Annotated in this window: 21 protein-coding genes; 13 read left to right on the forward strand and 8 right to left on the reverse strand. The window is 71.1% G+C overall.

All coding sequences use genetic code 11. The annotated features are described in order from the left end of the window. The first annotated feature begins 308 nt into the window (after nucleotides 1–308). From OF380_RS20715 to OF380_RS20755, 9 genes are all read left to right on the forward strand, one after another. Complete coding sequence (locus tag OF380_RS20715) at nucleotides 309–527, forward strand: hypothetical protein (RefSeq protein ID WP_147019877.1); 219 nt, start codon at nucleotides 309–311, stop codon at nucleotides 525–527. A 331-nt stretch (nucleotides 528–858) separates the two neighbouring features. Then, nucleotides 859–1428, forward strand: coding sequence for a hypothetical protein (locus tag OF380_RS20720; RefSeq protein WP_147019876.1), 570 nt, complete (start codon nucleotides 859–861; stop codon nucleotides 1426–1428). Then, a complete protein-coding gene (locus OF380_RS20725; RefSeq protein WP_147019875.1) occupies nucleotides 1428–2144 on the forward strand; it encodes a hypothetical protein in 717 nt (238 codons plus the stop codon). The genes OF380_RS20720 and OF380_RS20725 overlap by 1 nt, the downstream gene beginning before the upstream one ends. Beyond that, nucleotides 2141–2329, forward strand: coding sequence for a hypothetical protein (locus OF380_RS20730; protein ID WP_147019874.1), 189 nt, complete (start codon nucleotides 2141–2143; stop codon nucleotides 2327–2329). Before OF380_RS20725 ends, OF380_RS20730 begins: the two co-directional genes overlap by 4 nt. Before the next feature lie 78 nt (nucleotides 2330–2407). Next, on the forward strand, nucleotides 2408–2761 hold the full coding sequence (locus tag OF380_RS20735; protein ID WP_147019873.1) for a hypothetical protein: 354 nt from the start codon (nucleotides 2408–2410) through the stop codon (nucleotides 2759–2761). A gap of 80 nt (nucleotides 2762–2841) precedes the next feature. Further along, nucleotides 2842–3249, forward strand: a complete 408-nt coding sequence (locus OF380_RS20740) for a hypothetical protein (RefSeq protein ID WP_147019872.1) — start codon at nucleotides 2842–2844, stop codon at nucleotides 3247–3249. Between the two features lie 334 nt (nucleotides 3250–3583). Continuing rightward, complete coding sequence (locus tag OF380_RS20745) at nucleotides 3584–4888, forward strand: site-specific integrase (RefSeq protein WP_147019871.1); 1305 nt, start codon at nucleotides 3584–3586, stop codon at nucleotides 4886–4888. 108 nt (nucleotides 4889–4996) lie between these two features. Next, nucleotides 4997–5557, forward strand: coding sequence for a hypothetical protein (locus OF380_RS20750; RefSeq protein ID WP_147019870.1), 561 nt, complete (start codon nucleotides 4997–4999; stop codon nucleotides 5555–5557). Between the two features lie 89 nt (nucleotides 5558–5646). Continuing rightward, nucleotides 5647–5958 carry a hypothetical protein gene (locus OF380_RS20755; RefSeq protein ID WP_147019869.1) on the forward strand — a complete coding sequence of 104 codons (312 nt, stop codon included), beginning with the start codon at nucleotides 5647–5649 and terminating at the stop codon, nucleotides 5956–5958. A 16-nt stretch (nucleotides 5959–5974) separates the two neighbouring features. On the opposite strand, the gene OF380_RS20760 is transcribed toward OF380_RS20755, so the two are convergent. Then, nucleotides 5975–6739, reverse strand: a complete 765-nt coding sequence (locus tag OF380_RS20760; protein ID WP_246687808.1) for an abortive infection family protein — start codon at nucleotides 6737–6739, stop codon at nucleotides 5975–5977. Nucleotides 6740–6970: 231 nt separating this feature from the next. Then, nucleotides 6971–7987, reverse strand: coding sequence for a transcriptional regulator FtrA (ftrA, locus tag OF380_RS20765; RefSeq protein WP_264047158.1), 1017 nt, complete (start codon nucleotides 7985–7987; stop codon nucleotides 6971–6973). Nucleotides 7988–8072: 85 nt separating this feature from the next. Here ftrA and OF380_RS20770 point away from each other — a divergent pair, with 85 nt between their 5' ends. The 3 genes from OF380_RS20770 (at nucleotide 8073) to OF380_RS20780 (ending at nucleotide 11449) form a co-directional block, all read left to right on the forward strand. After that, nucleotides 8073–8513 carry a rhodanese-like domain-containing protein gene (locus OF380_RS20770; protein WP_264047160.1) on the forward strand — a complete coding sequence of 147 codons (441 nt, stop codon included), beginning with the start codon at nucleotides 8073–8075 and terminating at the stop codon, nucleotides 8511–8513. Nucleotides 8514–8729: 216 nt separating this feature from the next. Beyond that, the gene (locus OF380_RS20775; RefSeq protein ID WP_264047162.1) at nucleotides 8730–9833 is read left to right on the forward strand and encodes a lytic transglycosylase domain-containing protein; all 1104 of its coding nucleotides are present in this window, start codon (nucleotides 8730–8732) and stop codon (nucleotides 9831–9833) included. Then, nucleotides 9830–11449 (forward strand): DUF2336 domain-containing protein, encoded by a 1620-nt coding sequence (locus tag OF380_RS20780; protein WP_264047163.1) that lies wholly within the window; start codon nucleotides 9830–9832, stop codon nucleotides 11447–11449. Before OF380_RS20775 ends, OF380_RS20780 begins: the two co-directional genes overlap by 4 nt. A gap of 24 nt (nucleotides 11450–11473) precedes the next feature. On the opposite strand, the gene OF380_RS20785 is transcribed toward OF380_RS20780, so the two are convergent. Then, a complete protein-coding gene (locus OF380_RS20785) occupies nucleotides 11474–12244 on the reverse strand; it encodes an NAD kinase (protein ID WP_264047165.1) in 771 nt (256 codons plus the stop codon). A 136-nt stretch (nucleotides 12245–12380) separates the two neighbouring features. On the opposite strand from OF380_RS20785, the gene cutA reads away from it, so the two are divergent. After that, nucleotides 12381–12725, forward strand: a complete 345-nt coding sequence (gene cutA / locus OF380_RS20790; protein WP_264047167.1) for a divalent-cation tolerance protein CutA — start codon at nucleotides 12381–12383, stop codon at nucleotides 12723–12725. Here the strand turns inward: cutA and OF380_RS20795 are convergent. The 5 genes from OF380_RS20795 to OF380_RS20815 form a co-directional block, all read right to left on the reverse strand. Beyond that, a complete protein-coding gene (locus tag OF380_RS20795; RefSeq protein WP_264051410.1) occupies nucleotides 12704–13834 on the reverse strand; it encodes a glycosyltransferase in 1131 nt (376 codons plus the stop codon). The two genes, cutA and OF380_RS20795, sit on opposite strands and share 22 nt — an antisense overlap. Then, nucleotides 13834–14586, reverse strand: coding sequence for a lysophospholipid acyltransferase family protein (locus OF380_RS20800; protein ID WP_264051411.1), 753 nt, complete (start codon nucleotides 14584–14586; stop codon nucleotides 13834–13836). The genes OF380_RS20795 and OF380_RS20800 overlap by 1 nt, the downstream gene beginning before the upstream one ends. A gap of 59 nt (nucleotides 14587–14645) precedes the next feature. Beyond that, nucleotides 14646–16172, reverse strand: coding sequence for a phytoene desaturase family protein (locus OF380_RS20805; protein WP_264047168.1), 1527 nt, complete (start codon nucleotides 16170–16172; stop codon nucleotides 14646–14648). Nucleotides 16173–16511: 339 nt separating this feature from the next. Further along, the gene (locus tag OF380_RS20810; protein WP_264047170.1) at nucleotides 16512–17705 is read right to left on the reverse strand and encodes an ABC transporter permease; all 1194 of its coding nucleotides are present in this window, start codon (nucleotides 17703–17705) and stop codon (nucleotides 16512–16514) included. Then, the gene (locus OF380_RS20815) at nucleotides 17702–18673 is read right to left on the reverse strand and encodes an ABC transporter ATP-binding protein (RefSeq protein ID WP_264047172.1); all 972 of its coding nucleotides are present in this window, start codon (nucleotides 18671–18673) and stop codon (nucleotides 17702–17704) included. The genes OF380_RS20810 and OF380_RS20815 overlap by 4 nt, the downstream gene beginning before the upstream one ends. Nucleotides 18674–18678 lie beyond the last annotated feature (5 nt).

Raw genomic sequence — 18678 nt, forward strand, 5'->3', positions numbered from 1 at the left:
TTCCTGGAAGCCATTTGGATTCCATCCATGCTGCCACTCGCCCCCATCCCGCCGCAAGTAGTGGAATGACCATAATCAAAAATTGATACGTATATCGCCAGCCGGCTCCTGGCATCATATGGACCATATGCTCTCTACGCAGGATACATTCGTAAGCACCATATGATGAGAAAGCACATCGATCGCCGCTAGTGCCAGACCAAGGTGACGCACCCCCTTTCACGACTTCATCGGGCCGCGTAGGCTTCCAGGTAGACGTTCGGATTCGCCGAAAGTCGCTTCACGATACTTCCACGGATTTCGCAGTCGTGAACCAGCATGACGACACGAAGGCCGTCCTGGCGCTACTGAAGGAGCGCGTGGGCACGGCCGGCTCGCACCGCGCCTGGGCCGTCTCGGCCGGGCTGAGCCACACGTATGTGTGCGACGTCGCCCGGGGCGCCAAACCGCCGGGCCCTCGCATCCTCGCCGCCCTCGGGGTTGCCAAGCACACCGTCTACGGCCTCGCAGGGGGGACGAGCTCATGACCGAAGAAGAGAGGATGGCCGGCGCGCAGGGCTGGCTCGACATCATGGCGTCCTGGGCGACGGCCAACGCCAATCCAGCCCTCTCATGGAGCGCACCTCGCCCAGCGCTCCGCGAACTCCCGCCCGAGGAGCCGTCCCGCCCCGAGAGGCCCAGGGCCTTTCCGCCGCCCCCGGCGCCCCGCTTCGTCCCGCCCGCGCCGGCTCCGGCCAATCCGTCGCACCGACCAATCGCGCCGATCCGCCGGATTCCCTCGGCCGATCCCCGCAGGCCCGGTCAATCCCAAGGGAGCCTGCTGTGAGGGGCGTGCCATCGGCCGAGAGCGACGTCTACATGACCCCGACACCTGCAGCGGTCGCGAAGCTCGTGGCGACGCACACCCTCGACGCCGCCTGCGGCCGTTGGTTCTGGATGGGCGAGCGCACTCTTAGTCAGCTCGCGCAAATCGGGCGGGCTCAGGCTGGCGTCGTCCCCGGGCGCCCGAAGCGCAATCGAGGCTACTCAGACGCGCAGGCTGCCGTCGCCGTCGAGGCCGGGCACGTGCTCGGGTCCGCCAAGCGCGGCCTGCGGGCGGCCGGCATTTTGGGAGGCACAAACCCCCAGGTGCTCTACGCGGCGCGCGGACTGGCGCCGCCGCGGATCTCGCCCGAGGAGCGCAGGGTGGCTACCCGGCTCGCCTTGGCCGCCAAGGCCGGCGACCCCTCCGGTCAGGACGTGCGCCTCGCCCACGAGCTCGCCGTCGGCCGGGTCCTGCGCGTCACCCTGGCCCTTGTGCCCACTCAGCCCAGAACCGGCCGGTACCGCCTGCCGCCGGTGGACGCGAACCTGGCCGCCGCGCTTGCGGGCGAGGATGCCGCCGCCATCGCCGCCGTTTTTCCGGACATCGCCATGGAGGCACGCTGATGGCCGCCCGCACCCCCGCCGGCGAGAAGGGCGCTGACAGCCGCATCCAGTGCGACAACGCCTGGTACTGGGTCCGCCTCATCACCCGGGCCGCCCTCGCGCGCGAAGGCGCGTGCATGGAGCATTGCGTCGGCGACGGCGACTTCGACAGCCTCTCCGGCGCCGAGGACCTGACGGACGATGCGGTGTGGTCCCTGCGCGACGAGCTCGGGGTCTCGCGCCTGACCGCCCAGGTCGAGGACGGTCGCGTCACCCGCGCCCTCGGACACCTGAACCATCAGGTCGCCAAGGGCGCGGCGCTCCAATGCCGTCACCTCGTGGCGGCCTTCCGCTCGGCCGGGGCTGACCTAAGCTTCTGCCACACCACTAAGGTGGTCCTCGCGCCGGACGGGCAGACGTACCGCCGCGACCGCGTCCCGCCCGAGGTCGAGGCCGCCCTCGACGATGCAGATCAGGCGCACCAGGCCGTGACCCTAGCCGACCTTGTCATGATGCAGGTCTCCCAGTCTCTCGTCGGGATCATAGCCAGCGTCGACACTCAGAACGGCAGGGTCTTCATGAGCCGGCCCCGGAGGATTGCTTCGGGCGGCAGTCGCCTGCTGGCGGCCTACCGGAGAGCCCGGGACGCCGGGGATGCCGGGGACGCCTTCGACATCCGGCACGTCATCGGCGGGTCCAACGACTTCCCCGGGCCCGGCGGAGGGGCACGCCCATGACTGCCTCCGAGTGGCGCGCCGAGACCGCGGCGGTCGACGGCATCGTGGACGCCTTGCTGGCCGGGGACGGCCCCGCCGCGGCCCGAGCCGTCCGCGAGATCCCGGACGAGGACGAGGCCCACCGGCGGGTCTGGCTGAGGGTCGCGATGCTGGTGACGTGGCACGCTGACCACGGGGCGGACTGACACCGCCCAGATTCGTCGCGCGCCCGGCGGCAGGGGCGCCCCATCGGCCATCACCGACATCACCGCAGAGAGGACACCATGACCGACCAACCCATCACGACCATCGACGACCTGCTCACGCGCCTCGCCGCGTCACGGATGACCGGCGACGGGGACACGACCCAGCGCCTCGTCACTCTGGGAACGTCCTGGGCCCTCGATGCCGATCTCGACGCCGAGTTTGCGCATTACGGCATCTACTGGGACGCCGCGAGCCCGGAGGAGGTCGCTGATGCCGACGCGGTCGAGCATCGGGCCATGGCAGACCTCGACCAGCTCCTGGCCGACCCGGCCATCAAGGCCGAATACGAGAAGGGGCTCCAGGGCCAGCACTACCGGGAGATGCGTGCCGAGCGGACGCGTGAGCCCTCGCTGAGCGACGAGGACGCCTGAGGCCGTCGCCTCCGTCACGCGCCCGGCGGCAGGGGCGCATCACGACAATCCCTGCACCCCCGATCCCCAGGAGCCCGACCGTGGCCAAGGCTAAGACGAAGGCGAACATCTCCGCAACCACGTTCGACGGCGCCGAGGCGTGGCGCTCCCTCGATCCTGAGGCACAGGCCCGGATCGGCGCGGCCGCGCTCGAAAAGATGGTCGCGAAGGCGATCTTCGAGGTCGAATTCTCCGCCACTGCAGCGGGCCGCGCCGCGGTGGTGGCGCTGGAAATGGCGGATAATCTGCTCCACGTGGCCGTCCTCGGTAAGGACGGGCTGGACGACCGCCTTTGGACCGACGTCGTCGGTCGGCGCGTAACGTACCGCGTCCCCTCCGTGCTGGGCATATTCTGCCATTCCTGCGGCTATTCGGACGCCGACGATTGCGAGGACACGAGCGGCGGATGGGCGTCGGACACCCTGTGTGCCGCTTGCGCCCAGGGATAACCCCGGCCTCGGTAGTGCACCCCTAGACCCGAACGTTGACCCGACCCATCGAGAGCTGAGATCGTCGATCCATGCCGACATACGAGATCCTCGTCGACCGCGCTGTCGACCTGTCCGATGGCCAGTGGCTCCTCGCCGAGGCGGCCGGCCTGGACGGGCTGCTCCCCCTGGAGACGGCCCGCTGGGCGCCCGAGCTCGCGGGGCCATTCCGCATGCCTATGTTCTCCGCCGCCCAGCTTCGCGCCGCGGTGAAGCGCGGCAAGCTGAAGGGCTTCCAGCCCGGGCACGGCATCCTCGTCACCCGTCGCGCCCTGCAGGATTGGAGAGACCAGACGTGGCACGCCCCAAGGAACCCGCCCGCCTCGTCTGGGACTGCGACCGGACCGTCTGGGCCATCAAGGACACCGTCGCCGGCAAGCCGTGGAAGCGCCGAACACGCCACGGCCGAGAGGATCGCTCAGCGGCTGAAAGCGAGTTCGCGGTCTACCTCGCCGAGCGGTCGCGTATCGAGCAGGAAAGGCTTCTAGGCGAGCCAGACGCCGACGACCCGGCCAACAAGGACCCGAGGCTGATCAGCATCGCCACGTGCCTCGCGCACTACGGGGCGCTGCAGGAGGGGACGAAGAACGCCGCGCTCACCGGCCAGCACCTCACGCACCTGCTCCGCCACTGGAAGGGGAAGACGCTCGCCCAGGTCACGGGCAAGACCTGCCGGGCCTACACCGCCGCCCGGACCGGCGAGACCTATTCGGCGCCGGGCTCGAAGAAGGTCAAGTTCGTGCAGGTTCCGACGGCCAGGCGCGAGCTCCAGACGCTGTCGGCCGCCATCGGCGCCTGGCACAAGGAGTTCACCCTGACCGCCAAGCCGGTGGTGTCGCTGCCCGAGGCTGGGGAAGCGCATCCGGACTGGCTGACCGAGGGCGAGTACGCCCGGCTGCTCAAGGCTGCGCAGGGATGGCGCTGGGCCTCGACGGACCTGGCGACACGCGAGCCCCAATGGGAGCGCATCGACGGCCTGCCCCACGACCCGTCGGACCACCTCGCCAGGTTCTGCGAGATCGGCTTCTACTCGGGCACCAGGAGCGCGGCCATCCTCGACCTGCGCTGGCGCCGGCACCGCATTGCCGGGTTCATCGACTTCGCATCGACGACGTTGTTTCGGTGCGGGCCGGAGGCGCCGGTGTCCCGGAAGCGGCAGACGCCGTGCCGCATCCACGACAGGTTGTTGCCCCTGCTGTCGGCCTGGCGCGAGGCGGATCTCGCCAAGGGCATCGGCCGGGTAGTGAGCGACCACGGGACCGAGATCAAGCGCGTGTCGAAGGGCTTCCGGCTGGCCGCCATCCGAGCCTGCCTAGACCTTCGCGAGATCGACGGGACGTACCGGGTCGGGGGCGGGGCCGTGGGCTACGACGAGGACGGGGACGAAGCCGACGTGCCCGAGACCGAGGACGACGCCGGCATCGACGAGATGGGCTGGCCCACGCCCCACATCCTCAGGCACACGCGCGCGACGCTGGCACTCGCGAAGGGCGTGCCGGTGCAGGAGGTCGCCGAGTTCCTCGGGCTGACGCCGGGTGTCGTGCTGAAGACCTACGGCCACACCGCGTCCGAGTATCAGAAGCGGATGGCAGCGGCCTGATCGGGCGAATGGTAATTATTTCACTACCGGGCCTTGCCGCCGGTCCGATGTGGTAGTAATTTAACTACCAGCCGGGGAGGCGGTCTCTCACGGCACAGGAACCCGACCATGAGCACCCACGCCGACCCCGCCCACCCCGCCATCGCGGCCATCCTGGCCCTCGACCTCGAAGGCTTCGGGAACGACCACTCCAGGATCGCGGCCGCCCTCAGCCCCCACGTCATCGCCATGCCAGTTCTGCGGGATTGGTCCTGCGACGACGAGTGGGACGCCGTCGAGGAGGCATGCTCGACCGCCAGGTTGTTCGTCGAGGCCGTCGAGCTCCCGTCTGGGAAGGACCCCTGGATGACCTGCCAGAACTACTTCGACCGCCTGCGCAAGATGCAGGTCGCCCACCGCAAGAACATCATCCTCGACCGCCTGGGCACCTTCCCGGGCTACAAGCTAAGGGTCCAAGCCTGGGGGGCCTGCGACCGCATCCAGATCTGGCCGAATGAACTGTCGATTGACCTGACGGCCCCGATCCTCTCCCTCGACGCGAACGCCACGCGCCGTGAGGTCGAGATCGCAATCGACGCCTGGAATGCCGGCCACAACCGCGGCCTGAACGAGGGGGCCGACCGCATCAGGCAGGGCATCAGGGACCTGCTCGGGATCGAGGCCGCCTGAGGCCCGAGAGCATCGCCATCATTGAACGGCCGCCTCGCCATCGGGGCGGCCGCAGTCGTATTGATGCCCTCGAACGAGGACCTGACACCGTGGCCACTCCCCCATCCAAGCCCCGCCGCGAGGCCAAGGTCGACCTCTCCGGCCTATCCCCGGAACAGGTCCGAACCCGACGCGGCGTCGTCAACCTCGGGACGCTGGCCTTCGGCCCCCGGTGGCAGACCGATCTCGCAGCGGCCCTCTCCCAGGAAGCCGGACGACGGATCGGCCAGGCGCAGGTGTCGCACTGGATCTCCGGCGAGCGCCCGGTGCCCGAGGCCCTCGTCGAGCCCCTCCGGGTGGTGGCGATGCGGCTGGCGGAGGACCTGGAACGGCGGGCCAGCCAGATCCGCGAGGACTGGTAGCCGGGCAGATCGGGCGTCATGCCTTCCCGCGTTCCAGGTGGGTCTCGACGAGGAAGGTCGCGACCGCGCCGGCGGCGTTGACGGCGAGGCTGGCGTGCCGCGCCGACGGTTTCACCGGCGCGCCCGCCTCCTTCGACAGCCCCCGGCCGTGCGCGTCTGATAGGCGGTTGCGCAGGGTCCCGAGGCCGTTCACCAGGTTCATCGCGCCACCGAGGATGGCCTTGATCGGCTCCTCGGTGTGCTGGTCCGGAGCGAGGCGCAGTACCTTCGCCACCGCCCCGTACAGCTTGGGAAGGTCGTCCTTCTCGGCATAGGCCACGCCCCGGTCGTCGAGGATGCGCTTGCACACCGCTTCGACCAGCGTGCGGGCGACGGTGATGGCGCCCTCCGGATCGGACGTCCGGCGCGCGAGGGCCTTGGTCCAGACCGCGTGGACGCCGTCGGCATCGAAGGTCGCCAGCGCGTCCGAGACCACCGCATCCCCGGGCGCCCGGTTGCGCCCCTCCAGGTGGTCGATCAGCGGCGTGAACGCCTCGCGGATGAAGGCGCGCCGTTCCTGGTACCGCCCGAGCTTGTCCTTGATGAAGGGCCAGAACGCGTCGAGCGTCCGGGATGTCCGGACGAAGTCAGGGAGCAGGGCCCTGACCTCGGCGTCGGCGATGAACTCGCGGCGCAGGTGCTCGTAGATATGGCCGTCGCTGGACCGGCCCGTCGCATGCTCGATGAGGATGCCCTCCATCATCGCGACCTGCTCCAGCCGGCTCTCCGGAATATCGTCCACGCGTGCCCCCGGGCGGCCCCGGGTCCGGGGCGGTAATGGGTCGGAAACCCCGCGTCCGGGTTCGATTGGCCGGTGACGGGATTGAACGGCGTCGCACGGGAGAGCATGCTTTCCCTAGGCGCGCGGCGCAGCCCCGAGGGCATCATGGGACTGGAACCGTGCGTTGCCAAGGTTGGGGTCGAGGGTTCGAATCCCTTCGCCCGCTCCAGTTTTCCGTTACCATGCGACAGGTCAAGCGTCCTTCGGGGCGCTTTTCGCGTTTTCGGACCCGGCCGCGAATCCGCTCCGGTAGGTGGCCGGGCTCGTGCCGAAGCGGCGCCGAAAGGGCTGGCGCAGGGCGGCGGCGCTGGTAAAGCCCGCCGCCTCGGCAACCGCGTCGAGCGTCCGGTCCCGCCGTTCCAGGAGGTCGCGCGCACGCGCGAGCCGGAGATCGAGCAACCAGCGGGCCGGCGTGGTCCCGGTGGCGGCCGCGAAGCGCCGCAGGAACGTTCGCCCACTCATCCCGGCACGGATCGCGAGGGTAGCGAGCGGCCAGTCGCCGGCCGGGTCCGCCCGCATCGCGTCGAGCAGCGGGCCGAGCCGGGCGGCCTCATGGCTCACGGGGACCGCGCCCTCGACGACCTGGGCCTGGGCGCCGTCGCGGTGGGGCGGAACCACGAGGCGGCGCGCAACCCGGTTGGCGGCCGCGGCACCGAAATCCCGGCGCACGAGGTGCAGGCAGAGGTCGATCCCGGCGGCGCTGCCGGCCGAGGTCAGGATCGCGCCCTCGTCGACGTAGAGCACGTCGGGCGTGAAGCGGATGCCCGGGTAGCGGGCGGTCAGCGCTTCGGCATGGCGCCAATGGGTGGTCGCGCGCCGCCCGTCCAGCAGTCCCGCCGCCGCGAGAACGAAGACGCCCGAACAGATCGACAGGATGCGCGCACCGCGCGTCGCCGCCGCGCGTAGGGCCGCGACCAGCGCTTCCGGCACCGGCATCGCGGCTCCACGCCAGCCCGGGACCACGATCGTGCCGGCGCAGGCCAGAAGGTCGAGGCCGCCATCGGCGAGGAGTCGCACCCCGCCCTCGGCCCGCATCGGGCCGGGATCGAGGCCTGCCACGGCGAAGCGGTACCACGCCTCCCCCATCTCGGGACGTGGCAGGCCGAAAACCTCGACGGCGACACCGAACTCGAAGGTGCAGAGCCCGTCATAGGCCAGCACCACCACGAGGCGGTCGGAGACGGGGAGGCGAACCTGCGGATTTGGCATGAGCGCAACGCTAACTGGCAATCCGGCCCGCCGCCAAGCAGCGCGCCCGCTGTTACGCCTGAGCGGCACCCACAGGAGGCAACCCATGAGCATCGTGAGCGCCATACCCGCCAGTCCGCCCGAGATCACGCGCGACCATTTCCGCCGTCGCCTCGCCCTGGAGACCGACTGCGCCGACGTGGCAAGTGCCCTGCGAGCGGGCGCGCCCGACTTCGTGCTGCTCCATGTCGTCGGCTCCGCCGATACCTTCGCGCGCCGTCATATCCCCGGGGCGCTCCACCTGCCCCTTTCCAGCATCACGGCGGAGCGCATGGGGGCCTGGCCGGCGGACACGCTGTTCGTGGTCTACTGCACCGGCCCCCATTGTAACGGCGCCGACCGGGCGGCCCTGCGGCTCGCCGAACTCGGCCGGCCAGTGAAGCTCATGCTCGGCGGCCTCGCGGGCTGGGCCGATGAGGGTCTGGCGTTCGCCAGCCTCGATGCTGTCGGCGATGCATCGGGGTCACCGCCCGAATCCGAAGACTGAAAATAAGTCTCCCCGGCCCCGACGCGCACTCGGAGTCCGCAGAGTCCGGTGGACGGCTGCCGCCGCGCAGTCGCGCGGGCAGACCTCGATTCGGCCGGGCGGATCAAGGCTTGGTCCGGGACGGTTCGGCGGCTCGCTTCTTCAATCTTCCTTTACCATAGACGAACAAATGTTGGGGGCGGGGCTGCATTCGCGCCCGCCTCCAGCCGGACGGCCATGTTCCTGTTCACCACGCCCCCAGCCAACCCCCGCGACACCGGCGCCAGCCGGGAGGCGGGCCCGCGCGGGACGGCCACTGCGGCGACGGGACGGGCCGGCGGCGCGAACGGCGTCATCGAGGCGATCCGGGACGGGGCGCAGAGCTCCGGCGCGGGCTTCGACTACCTCCTGGCCACGGCCCAGCGGGAATCCTCCCTCGACCCCTCGGCCAAGGCCGCGACCTCCTCCGCCACCGGCCTGTTCCAGTTCATCGAGCAGACCTGGCTCGGCACCATGAAGAATGCCGGTCCGCGCCTCGGCCTCTCGACCTATGCGGATGCGATCACCCGGGGCGCGGACGGCACCTATTCGGTGAGCGACCCGGCCGCCAAGCAGACCATCCTCGACCTGCGGCGCGACCCGAAGATCGCCGCCACCATGGCGGGTGCCCTCACCGAGCGGAACCGGGAGAGCCTCTCGGCGACGCTCGGGCGCGAACCCACGGGGGGCGACCTCTACGCGGCCCATGTTCTCGGCGCGCGGGGTGCGGCCGCCCTGATCGCGACGGCGCAGGCGAGCCCGGCCCGGGCCGCCGCCCTCGACATGCCGGAAGCGGCCGCAGCCAACCGCAGCCTGTTCTACGAAAAGTCCGGGCGCCCGCGCGGCGCCGCCGAACTCTACGCGCATCTCGCCACGGCGCGTGCCGGCAGCACGCCACCGGCCGCCGTGACGCTGCCCGAGGGAACGACCGCCTACGCCTCGCTCAACGAGGGCGGCCTGCGCTCCCTTTTCCAGACCGACGCGCGCCAGCAGGGCGGGGTCTCGGCGAGCGTCGCCCGGCTGTGGCAGGGGCGTACCGGCCAGGAGGCGAACCGGGTCGAATCCAGCCGCAGCGCCCCGACCTACTTCCCGCGCTCCGACGGCGCCGATCCCGTTCCGGCGGCCACGGCCGCCCCCGATCCGGAGCCTGCGTCCTCCGCCACCGCGCCGGCCGCCTCGGCTGCCCTCGTCAATGCGCCGCTGCCGCCGCGTCGACCGGCGGAGTTCGGCGCCCCAGCCCAGGTGGCCCGGTCCGGCGCCCCCCTCGACCTGTCCCTCTTCACGATCCGGAGCGGCCTATGATCATCCGCCAGTTCCTCACCTGGACGCAGCATACCTCCGCCGCGCGCCGGGCGGAGGCGGCGGGGGCGCTGGCCCGCGCCTATCTCTATGGCGGCCTCGGGGACGACATGGCCTGGGAGGCGGAAGCGGCCCTCCTCGCCCTCCTCGACGACCCGTCGAGCCTCGTACGGCGGGCCCTGGCGGAGGCCTGCGCCGGATGCGCCAGCACGCCCCGCACCCTGATCGTCGCATTGGCCGGCGATCAGGCCGAGATCGCCGCCATCGTCCTCGCCCGCTCGCCGGTGCTCGGCGATGCCGATCTCGTGGATGGCGTCGCCATCGGTTGCCTCACCGTCCGGCTGGCCATAGCCGGCCGGCCGAACCTCTCCGCCGCCGTCGCCGGGGCGCTCGCGGAGATCGGCGAGGCCCGGGCACTCGTGGCGCTCGCCCGCAATCGCGGCGCCCGGATCACCACCGGCAGCCTGATGCGGATGGTGGAGCGCCACGGCGACGTCGCCGCCTTGCGCGAAGCGATCCTGGCGCGACCCGACCTCCCCCTCGAAGTACGCCAATGCGTGACGACGCATCTCGCCGCGTCGCTCTCGGCCTTCGCCGTCGCCTCGGGCTGGCTCACCCCGGCGCGCAGCGAGCGCGCCAGCCGGGAGGCGCAGGAGCGGGCCACGCTGGCATTCAGCGCCGATGCGCATCCGGTCGATCTCGCCCGCCTCGTCGCCCACCTGAAGGCCAACGGCCAATTGAATGCCGGCCTGCTCCTGCGGGCGATCCTCTCCGGCCAGATGGCCTTCGCGGAAGCCGCGCTCGCCGACCTCGCCGGACTTCCGGTCCGTCGAGTGGCGGGGCTGATGCAGGATGCCCCGGCAGCGGCCTTCGCCGCACTCCATCGGAGGGCGGGCCTGCCCTCGGTGCTCCTGCCGGCCTTCACCGCTGCGCTCTCGGCCTGGCGGGAGGCCGGGCAGGGCTTGATCGCCCATGCGGGAGCCGGCCTGTCCCGCCTGATGATCGAGCGTGCGCTCACCGCCTGCGAGGCCATGCCGTTCGCGGAGGCCCAGGGGGTCATGGCGCTGCTCACCCGCTTCGAGGCGGAGGCTGCCCGCGACGAGGCACGGGTGCTGGCGCGCGAATTGTCGGCGGAGGCCGCGCAGGCAGAAGCCCAGCGTCTCCAGAACGAGATCCTCGACGGCGAGTGGCGCGAGGCGCAGCGCCTCGTCGCCCAGGCCGCAGAGGCCGAGCCGGTTCTCGCGATCGTGCAAGGCCTGGAGGTCGTGGAGACCCCGCAGGCGGTACAAGCTCCGCCGGTGGCCGAAGCCCCACGGGAGGCGGACGTCGCGGAGGTTCTGGAGGACGCGGAAGCCACGCTGCGCGTGGACACCGCCCTGCAAAGCGATGACGGGGCGAGCCCTGTTCCAGAGGCGGCACCGGAGATGCCGACGGACGAGGTCGTCCGCACCGACCCGGTGGGCCAGATCCTGGATGGGCTCTCCGACGCGATCCTGGCCGAGTTCCAGGGCAGCCGGGCACAGGTGCGGGCGGTGATGAGCGTCGAGGTCGTACTCGACGCCATCCCCGAAGCCCTGATCGCGAGCTACCGCGACGACCGCGCGCGGCTCGCCGCCTGAGAGCGGATCTCGGATGAGTCTCTCTCAGCCGAACTGCTCGCGCAGGATCCGCTCGTCGAGGCTGTGACCGGGGTCGTGCAGCAGGGTGAGGTTGGTGGCGTGGTCGAGCCAGGTCTCCACCGTGCAGACCCGCCGGAACTCGGTATGGTCCGCCACCGCCGCCACGGGGCGGTGCTCGGCGTCGAGCACCTCGATGCGGATGCGGGCAAAATCGGGCAGCAGCGCCCCGCGCCAGCGCCGGGGGCGGAAGGCCGAGATCGGCGTCAGCGCCAGCAGCCGGGCGTTCAGGGGAAGGATCGGCCCGCCCACCGAGAGGTTGTAGGCGGTGGAGCCGGCCGGCGTCGCCGCGAGGACCCCGTCGGCGATGAGTTCGGGCAGGCGGACATGCCCGTCCACCGAGATGCGCAACTTGGCGGTCTGGTGGGTCTGGCGCAGCATGTAGACTTCGTTCAGCGCCCGCGCCTCGTGCCGGCGCCCCTCGATATCGAGGGCCGACATCATCAGCGGGTGGATGATGCTGCGCTTGGTGCTTTCCAGGCGCTCGATCAGGCCGTCCTCGCGGAACTCGTTCATGAGGAAGCCGACCGTACCCCGGTTCATGCCGTAGATCGGCGTGCCGGCATGCATGAAGCGGTGGAGGGTCTGGAGCATGAGGCCGTCGCCGCCGAGCGCCACCACCACGTCGGCCTCGTCCGGCGGCACGTGGTCGTAGTGGCGCATCAGGGTGGCGGCCGCCTGCCGGGCGTCCTCCGTGGGGCTCGCGACGAAGGCAAGCCGTTCGAAACGCCGCGCCATGGGCTCACATCCGCCTTGCCGACCACCTTGCCCGCGCGATGCCTTCGCGCCAGCGTTCCGCACCCGGTTCCCTCGGCGATCCCGCCGAAACGCTCCCACCGGTGGAGCGTCGCAGCCCCGGGCGGAGACCCATAGCATGGAGCGCGCGCTTCTCGTCTACACCACCTTCCCGGATGCCGGCACCGCCCTCAGGGTCGGAGAGGAACTGGTGCGCCTGCGCCTCGCCGCCTGCGTCAACGTCCTGCCCGGCATGCTGTCCGTCTACGCCTGGAAGGGCGCGGTGGAGCAGGGTGCCGAGGTGGTGGCGATCCTGAAGAGCCGGGAGGGCCTGGCGGAGGCGCTCAGTGCCGCCCTGAAGGCGCGCCATCCCTATGAGACGCCGATCATCCTGCACCTTCCCGTCATGGGCGCGGACCCGGATACGGCGGCCTGGATCATGCAGGAAACGAGCACCGGGATTCAGGGACCGCCGATTGGGTAGCTGCGCCCCTTCCACATCGGCGTGCCCTCCCCCTTGCGCCGCAGGAGCGATGTCCACTGGATCGCCAGCGCCACCAGCACGGTGAGCGGATGCAGGAGGATCGTACCCGCCGGCTCGCGGGTGACGAGGGTGATCGCGGCGCGCGTCGCCAGTGACACGAGGATCGCCGCGAAGGCCAGGAAAGTGGCTTCGGCCGAGCCGACCGCGAACAGGCTCAGCACGAGGAGCAGCCACGGCAGCACGTGTCCACCGGCCAGCAGGAGGGTCCAGACGGGCAGGGCGCGCGGGGTCGCCATGCCCTCGTGGGCGTTCTTCGAGAACCCGGCCCAGGCCTCGGCGAACCCGCGATACATCCGGCACGTGGCCAGAGCGTGCCCCGCCACGAGGTCGGTGCGGTGGCCGGCTTGCCGGAACCGGCGCGGAAGCACCACGCCGTCATGGAGGCTGGTGCGCACCGCGCCGTGGCCGCCGATCTCCCGATAGGCCTCGGTCGCCACGAGCACGAGTTGCCCGCAGGCCGCACCGAGGCTCGGCCGCAGAGAGGCTCGCATCATCGCCATGGGCAGGTAGCCGATGAGGAGGAAGTTGATCATCGGCACCGTGAGGCGCTCGCCCAGCGAGCCCATGCGCTGACGCGGCACGCCGCTGACCAGAGCGGATTCGGTGCGGCGCGCATGCGCGGCGAGCGCGGCCGCGGCGGTGGGTGCCAGGGTGACGTCGGCATCCAGGAACAGGAGGTGCGTGCCGCTCGCCGCCTCGGCGAGGCGCGCGCAGGCATGGTTCTTCCCCGTCCAGCCCTCGGGCAAGGGGGGAACCGGCACGAGGCGCAGGCGTGGGTCCTCGGCCGCGATTGCCGCGACGATCGCGGCGGTGTCGTCGGTGGAATGATCGTCGCCCACCAGCACGTCCACCGCGGCGCCTCGGCTGGCGAGCGCCGCCCGCACCGTGGTGGCGATCACGGCGGCCTCGTTTCGCGCCGGGATCAGGATCGAGACCCGGGCCCGGACGTCGAGATCCGGCTCGGGGGTGCGCAGGAGGGACAGGTTCACCCAGGCGATCAGGCCGGGCAGCAGGGCGCAGATCAGCGCCAGGATCGCGAGACCGAGCATCACGGAACCGGATCTCCCTCATGTCGGTGGCCAGGCTCGAAGCGTCGCCCGGTAAAAACGGCCCGCAGGCGCCGCCAGAGATCGTAGACCCCGCCGATGCCCTTGGCACCGGAGGCAAGGACCGTGAACCGCGTCGCATCGCGGGACACGACGTCGGCGCTCAGGGCATCGAGGGTGGCGGTCAGGTCCGCCTCCATCCGCGCCAGACGTGCGGAACGGTCCAGGGCCAGGAGGTCGGCTCCCCGGACGGGCGTACCGAAGGCCGCGAAGGCCTCGCCCCCCCGCTCCTCCCAGAATGCGTATTCGAGGGCCAGGGGCACGAACAGCGCGTCGGGTGCGATCTCGGGCAGGCGGGCGACACCGGCGCGCAGGTCCAGCGGACGGGCCCGGCTATCCGCGAAGCGCCCCTGGGCGGTGATCCAGAGCATCCGGTCGGGCGCCCCCAGGATACGCCGCGCCGCCCGAAGGAACTGTGCCGCGCCGCGGGGCGATTCGAGATCCACCGCGAAGGCCCCCATGCGGGCGAAGATCTTGTACGTCTCCAGCATCCGCGCGTCGAACGGCGCGTAGCAGGCGCGGCTCGGAAACAGCCGCGCGGCGAGCAGGATGAGCACGGCCGCGTCCCACCAGGCCGGATGGTTGCAGTAGATCACGATGGGGCCGGGGTGATCGGCGCAGGCCGGCACGCCCCACCGGGCGAGCCGCAGGGCGTTGAGGTGGCGTCGCACGTACCGTTCGAAGTACCCCGCCATGAATCGCCACAGGGCGGGCGAACGGGCGGGGCTGTCCTCAGGCGTCACGGCGGGAGCCCTCAGGCGGAGGCACGCACCTCGCCGCGCGCATCCGTGTCGAGGGCATCCGCCGCGATCCAGCCCGACATCATCACCATCGGCATGCCGGGCCCCGGATGGGCGGCGCCTCCCGCGAGATAGAGGCCACGCACCTGGCGCGACCGGTTGCCCGGCTTGAAGGCGCCCATGAACTTGCCATGCGAGGCTAGGCCGTAGATCGCTCCGTTAAGCACCTTGTAGCGCTCGTGGATGTCCTGGGGCGTGAGGTGGCGCTCGACGACGATGCGCTCTTCGAGGTCGGGCATGTTCGCGGTGCGCTTGAGCTTGTCGAGAATGACCTGCCGGTAGGCCGGGAACATCTTCGACCAGTCGTGGTGCGGCCGGAGATAGGGGGTGTGCACCAGAACGTAGAGGGCCTCTCCGCCCTCGGGCGCGACGCTCGGGTCGGTGGAGGAGGGGGCGGCCAGGTAGGCGGTCGGGTCCGGGGCCGGCTCGCCCTTGTGGTAGATGTAGTCGAACTCCTCTTCCGGGTTGCGGGAGAAGACGAAATCGTGGTGGTTCAGGTGCTCGTAGCGCTTGTTCAGCCCGAGATACAGCACCACGCCGGAACAGGCCGGCTCGAAGCTCTTCTTCTCATAGGCCTTGCCGACGTCGCCGCCGACGAGTTCGCGGTAGGTGCGAACGGAATCCATGTTGGAGATCACCGCGTCGAACGGTGTCACGCCGGAGGCGGTCTTCACGCCCTTGACCGCGCCCTTCTCGATGGCGAGCCCGGTGACCTCGTCGCCGGGACGCAGCGTCGCGCCGAGTTCGGAAGCAAGCTTCGTCAGCGCCTCGGCCACCGCGCGGGTACCGCCCATCGGATACCAGACCCCCTCGGCGGTCTGCATATGGGCGATGGCGCAGAGCACGGCCGGAGCGCCGTAGGGCGAGGAGCCGACATACTGCACGAAGTGGTCGAGCATCTGCGCGAGGCGCGCGTCCTTGACCTTCGAGCGGATGGTGCCGGCCACCGACGAGCCCATGCGCAGCGACAGCACGTCTCGCAGGGTGCCGGGGTTCATGTTGGCGCGGATGTTGATCGTGTCGAACAAATCCTCGACCGGCTTCCAGAAGAAGAACTTGTTCGAGACGTCGTGCAGGTGCTCGGAGATCTCGAGGAACTTCTTGTAGCCCTCGCCGGCACCGGTGTTGGGGGCGAAGCGTTCCATGTCGGCGGCCATGGTGGGAACGTCGGCCATGAGGTCGAGATGGGTGTTGTCGTCGAAGAAGCAGCGCCACTGCGGATCGAGGCGGCGCAGGTCCAAATAGTCGTGGATGTTGCGCCCGGCCTCCTGGAAGATGCGCTCCAGCACCTTCGGCACGGTGAGGATGGTCGGCCCCATGTCGAACCGGAACCCGCCCTCGTGCAGGACGGCGGCCTTGCCGCCGAGCCAGTCGTTCTTGTCGTAGAGGGTGACGTTGTGGCCGCGCGCGGCGCTCACGCAGGCGGCCGCCAAGCCGCCCAACCCTGCGCCGACGACGGCGACCGATGACCCAGCCCGCATGTTCACGTCACTCCCCGGGCGGGCTCACAATCCCTTCCCGGAGACGAAGCTAGACCTGATGGGCGCGCGGTCAACGCGCTAACCGGTCGCGGCACCGCGCCATCGGCAACAAAAACCGGTCGCACGCGCCGTCATCGCCCCGATGGAAGGGCAAAGACCGTGACGCATCCATCCCCTTCGACTTCCAATCTCCGGTTCATGACATCCTCGAGATGCGCCGGAGCGTCGAGGGCGCACCACAGCAAGCGGCGTTGGCTGGAAACTATCCGTCTCCGGCACCGGGTCACGACACCCGGGATCGTGCCGCCCGCCGACTGCCTTCGCCAAGGGAATGCAGGATCATCCCGCCCGCCGCGAGACCAGCCCCAGCGCGAGGCCCAGGCCCACGACCGCCACCGCCCCCATAACGCCCCAGGCGGGAAGCGCCGCCGCCCAGCCTTCGCTGAGGGCGTTCTGATAGCCCTCGATGGCCCAGGCATTGGGGGTGAACCAGCCGGCCTCCTGCAGCCACGGTGGCATCAGAAAGCGGGGAACCATGCTGCCGCCCACCGCCGAGAGCAGGAGAACCCCGAAGGTGGCGGCGAGGTGCGCCTGCTGGCGGGTGGCGGAGGCCGCGCAGGCAGCGAGCGCGAGACCCGCCGCCATGGCCGAAACGAGGAGCGAGGTCACCAGCCAGGCGCCTCCATTGGGCCGGATGTCGACCCCGTGCAGGAGGGCGGCAGCGGCGAAGATCAGGGCCGCCTGGACGACGCCCTGGCCCACCAGGAACAGGAACTTGCCGAGGACCACCACGGCAAGCCCCCCGGGGCCGGCCATCAGCCGGTCGGCGAGACCGGACTGGCGTTCGTCCACCAGGGAGAGGGCCCCCTGCATGGCGGCGAACAGCAGGAACACGGCGGTGATCGCCCCCGCATAGTAGCTGACGCGGTCGTTGGTGGCGCCCGAGGCGGTGCTGCGGCGCTCCACCAGCGAGGCGAAGGCAAATGGCTCCTTGCGGGCCCGCTGCTCGGCGAAGGCCTGGTTGAGGAAGTTGCGCTCGTCCGGGCCGATCTTGCCGGAGCGCTCCACGTCGGCGACGATCCGGGCGAGGACGACGTCCGGCAGCGCCGCGTTGAGGACGCGCTGGAGCTGGCCGAGCGCGACCGGGGTGGCGAGCGCCTTGGCGGGGTTCTCGATCAGCAGCACGGGCTGGCCAGTGCCGGCCGAACCCGCATCGAGGTCCCCGCGCAGGACCAGGGCGACGTCGACGGTGCCGCGGCGCACGGCCGCGATGGCCCCGTCGATGTCCAGGGCCGGCAGGCGCCCGACGCGCAGGGCCGGGTCGGCTTCGAGGGCCTGCATCAGGCGCTGCGTCGTCGGGGTCTGCGCCAGATCGAGCAGACCGAGATGGATGCGGATGCGCTCGCCCAGCGCCCCGGAGAAGATCGCGGCGAAGATCGTGAAGATCACGGTCGGCAGCACGAAGGCCATCACCAGGGCGGCACGGTCGCGCAGGAGCCCGAGCAGCATCACGCGGAAGGCGGCCGAGATCATGACGCGCGTCCCTCCCCGGCGCCGGCCTCGATCCCCGACAGTGCCGATCGGTAGACCCCCTCCAGGCCCGGGGCACGGATTCGGATCTCGGTGACGGGCACGCCCGATGCCCGCAGCGCGTCGAGGAGGGCCGCTCCGTCGAGGGCGGGCCCGGCCAGCCGGGTCGCCCGCCAGATCGAGCCGATGTCGCGTGGCAGGAAGCCGGTACGGCGCAGCACCGCCTCCGCATCGGGTTCCGCGGGGGCGGCCAGCACCACCTCATGCTCGGGCGCATCGGCACGGATCCGGGCGAGGAGGTCGGCCAGGCGCCCGTCGACGACGATCCGGCCCTGCGCCAGGATGGCGACGCGGTCGGCGAGGCGCTCGGCCTCGGCGAAATCGTGGGTGGCGACGAGGAGTGCGGTGCCGGCCGCGCGCAGGCGGGCGAGTACCGCGTGGATCGCCGCGCGGGCGTGGAGGTCGACCCCCTGGGTCGGCTCGTCGAGGAGGACGAGGCGGGGCCCCGCCATCAGGCTGGCTGCGATGTTGACCCGGCGCTGGTAGCCGCCCGAGAGCAGCCCGACCGGCCGGCCGGCGACCTCTGCCAGGGCGCAGAGCGCGAGCCCGGTTGCCACCGCCTCCCCCCGCTCGCGCCGGGCGATCCCGGCGAGCTGCGCGAACACGGACAGGTTCTCGGCCACCGAGAGCCGGGGGTAGAGGGCAATCTCCTGCGGGACCCAGCCGATCACCGCGCGGGCGGCCCGGGACCGGTGGGGATCGGCGCCCGCAACCCGGACGCGACCGGCCGCCGGCCCCAGCCGGCCGGCGATGAGGCGCATCAGCGAGGTCTTCCCCGCCCCGTTCGGCCCGAGCAGCGCCAGGGTCTCGCCGGCGCCGAGGGCGAGGTCGATCCCCTCCAGCGCGCGGGCGCCGCGATAGGCGAGGGCGGCGCCGTCGATGCGCAGGAGCGGCTCGGGACGGGCGGTCACGGGAC

Source organism: Methylobacterium sp. FF17 (genome assembly GCF_025813715.1).
GTDB lineage: Bacteria > Pseudomonadota > Alphaproteobacteria > Rhizobiales > Beijerinckiaceae > Methylobacterium > Methylobacterium flocculans.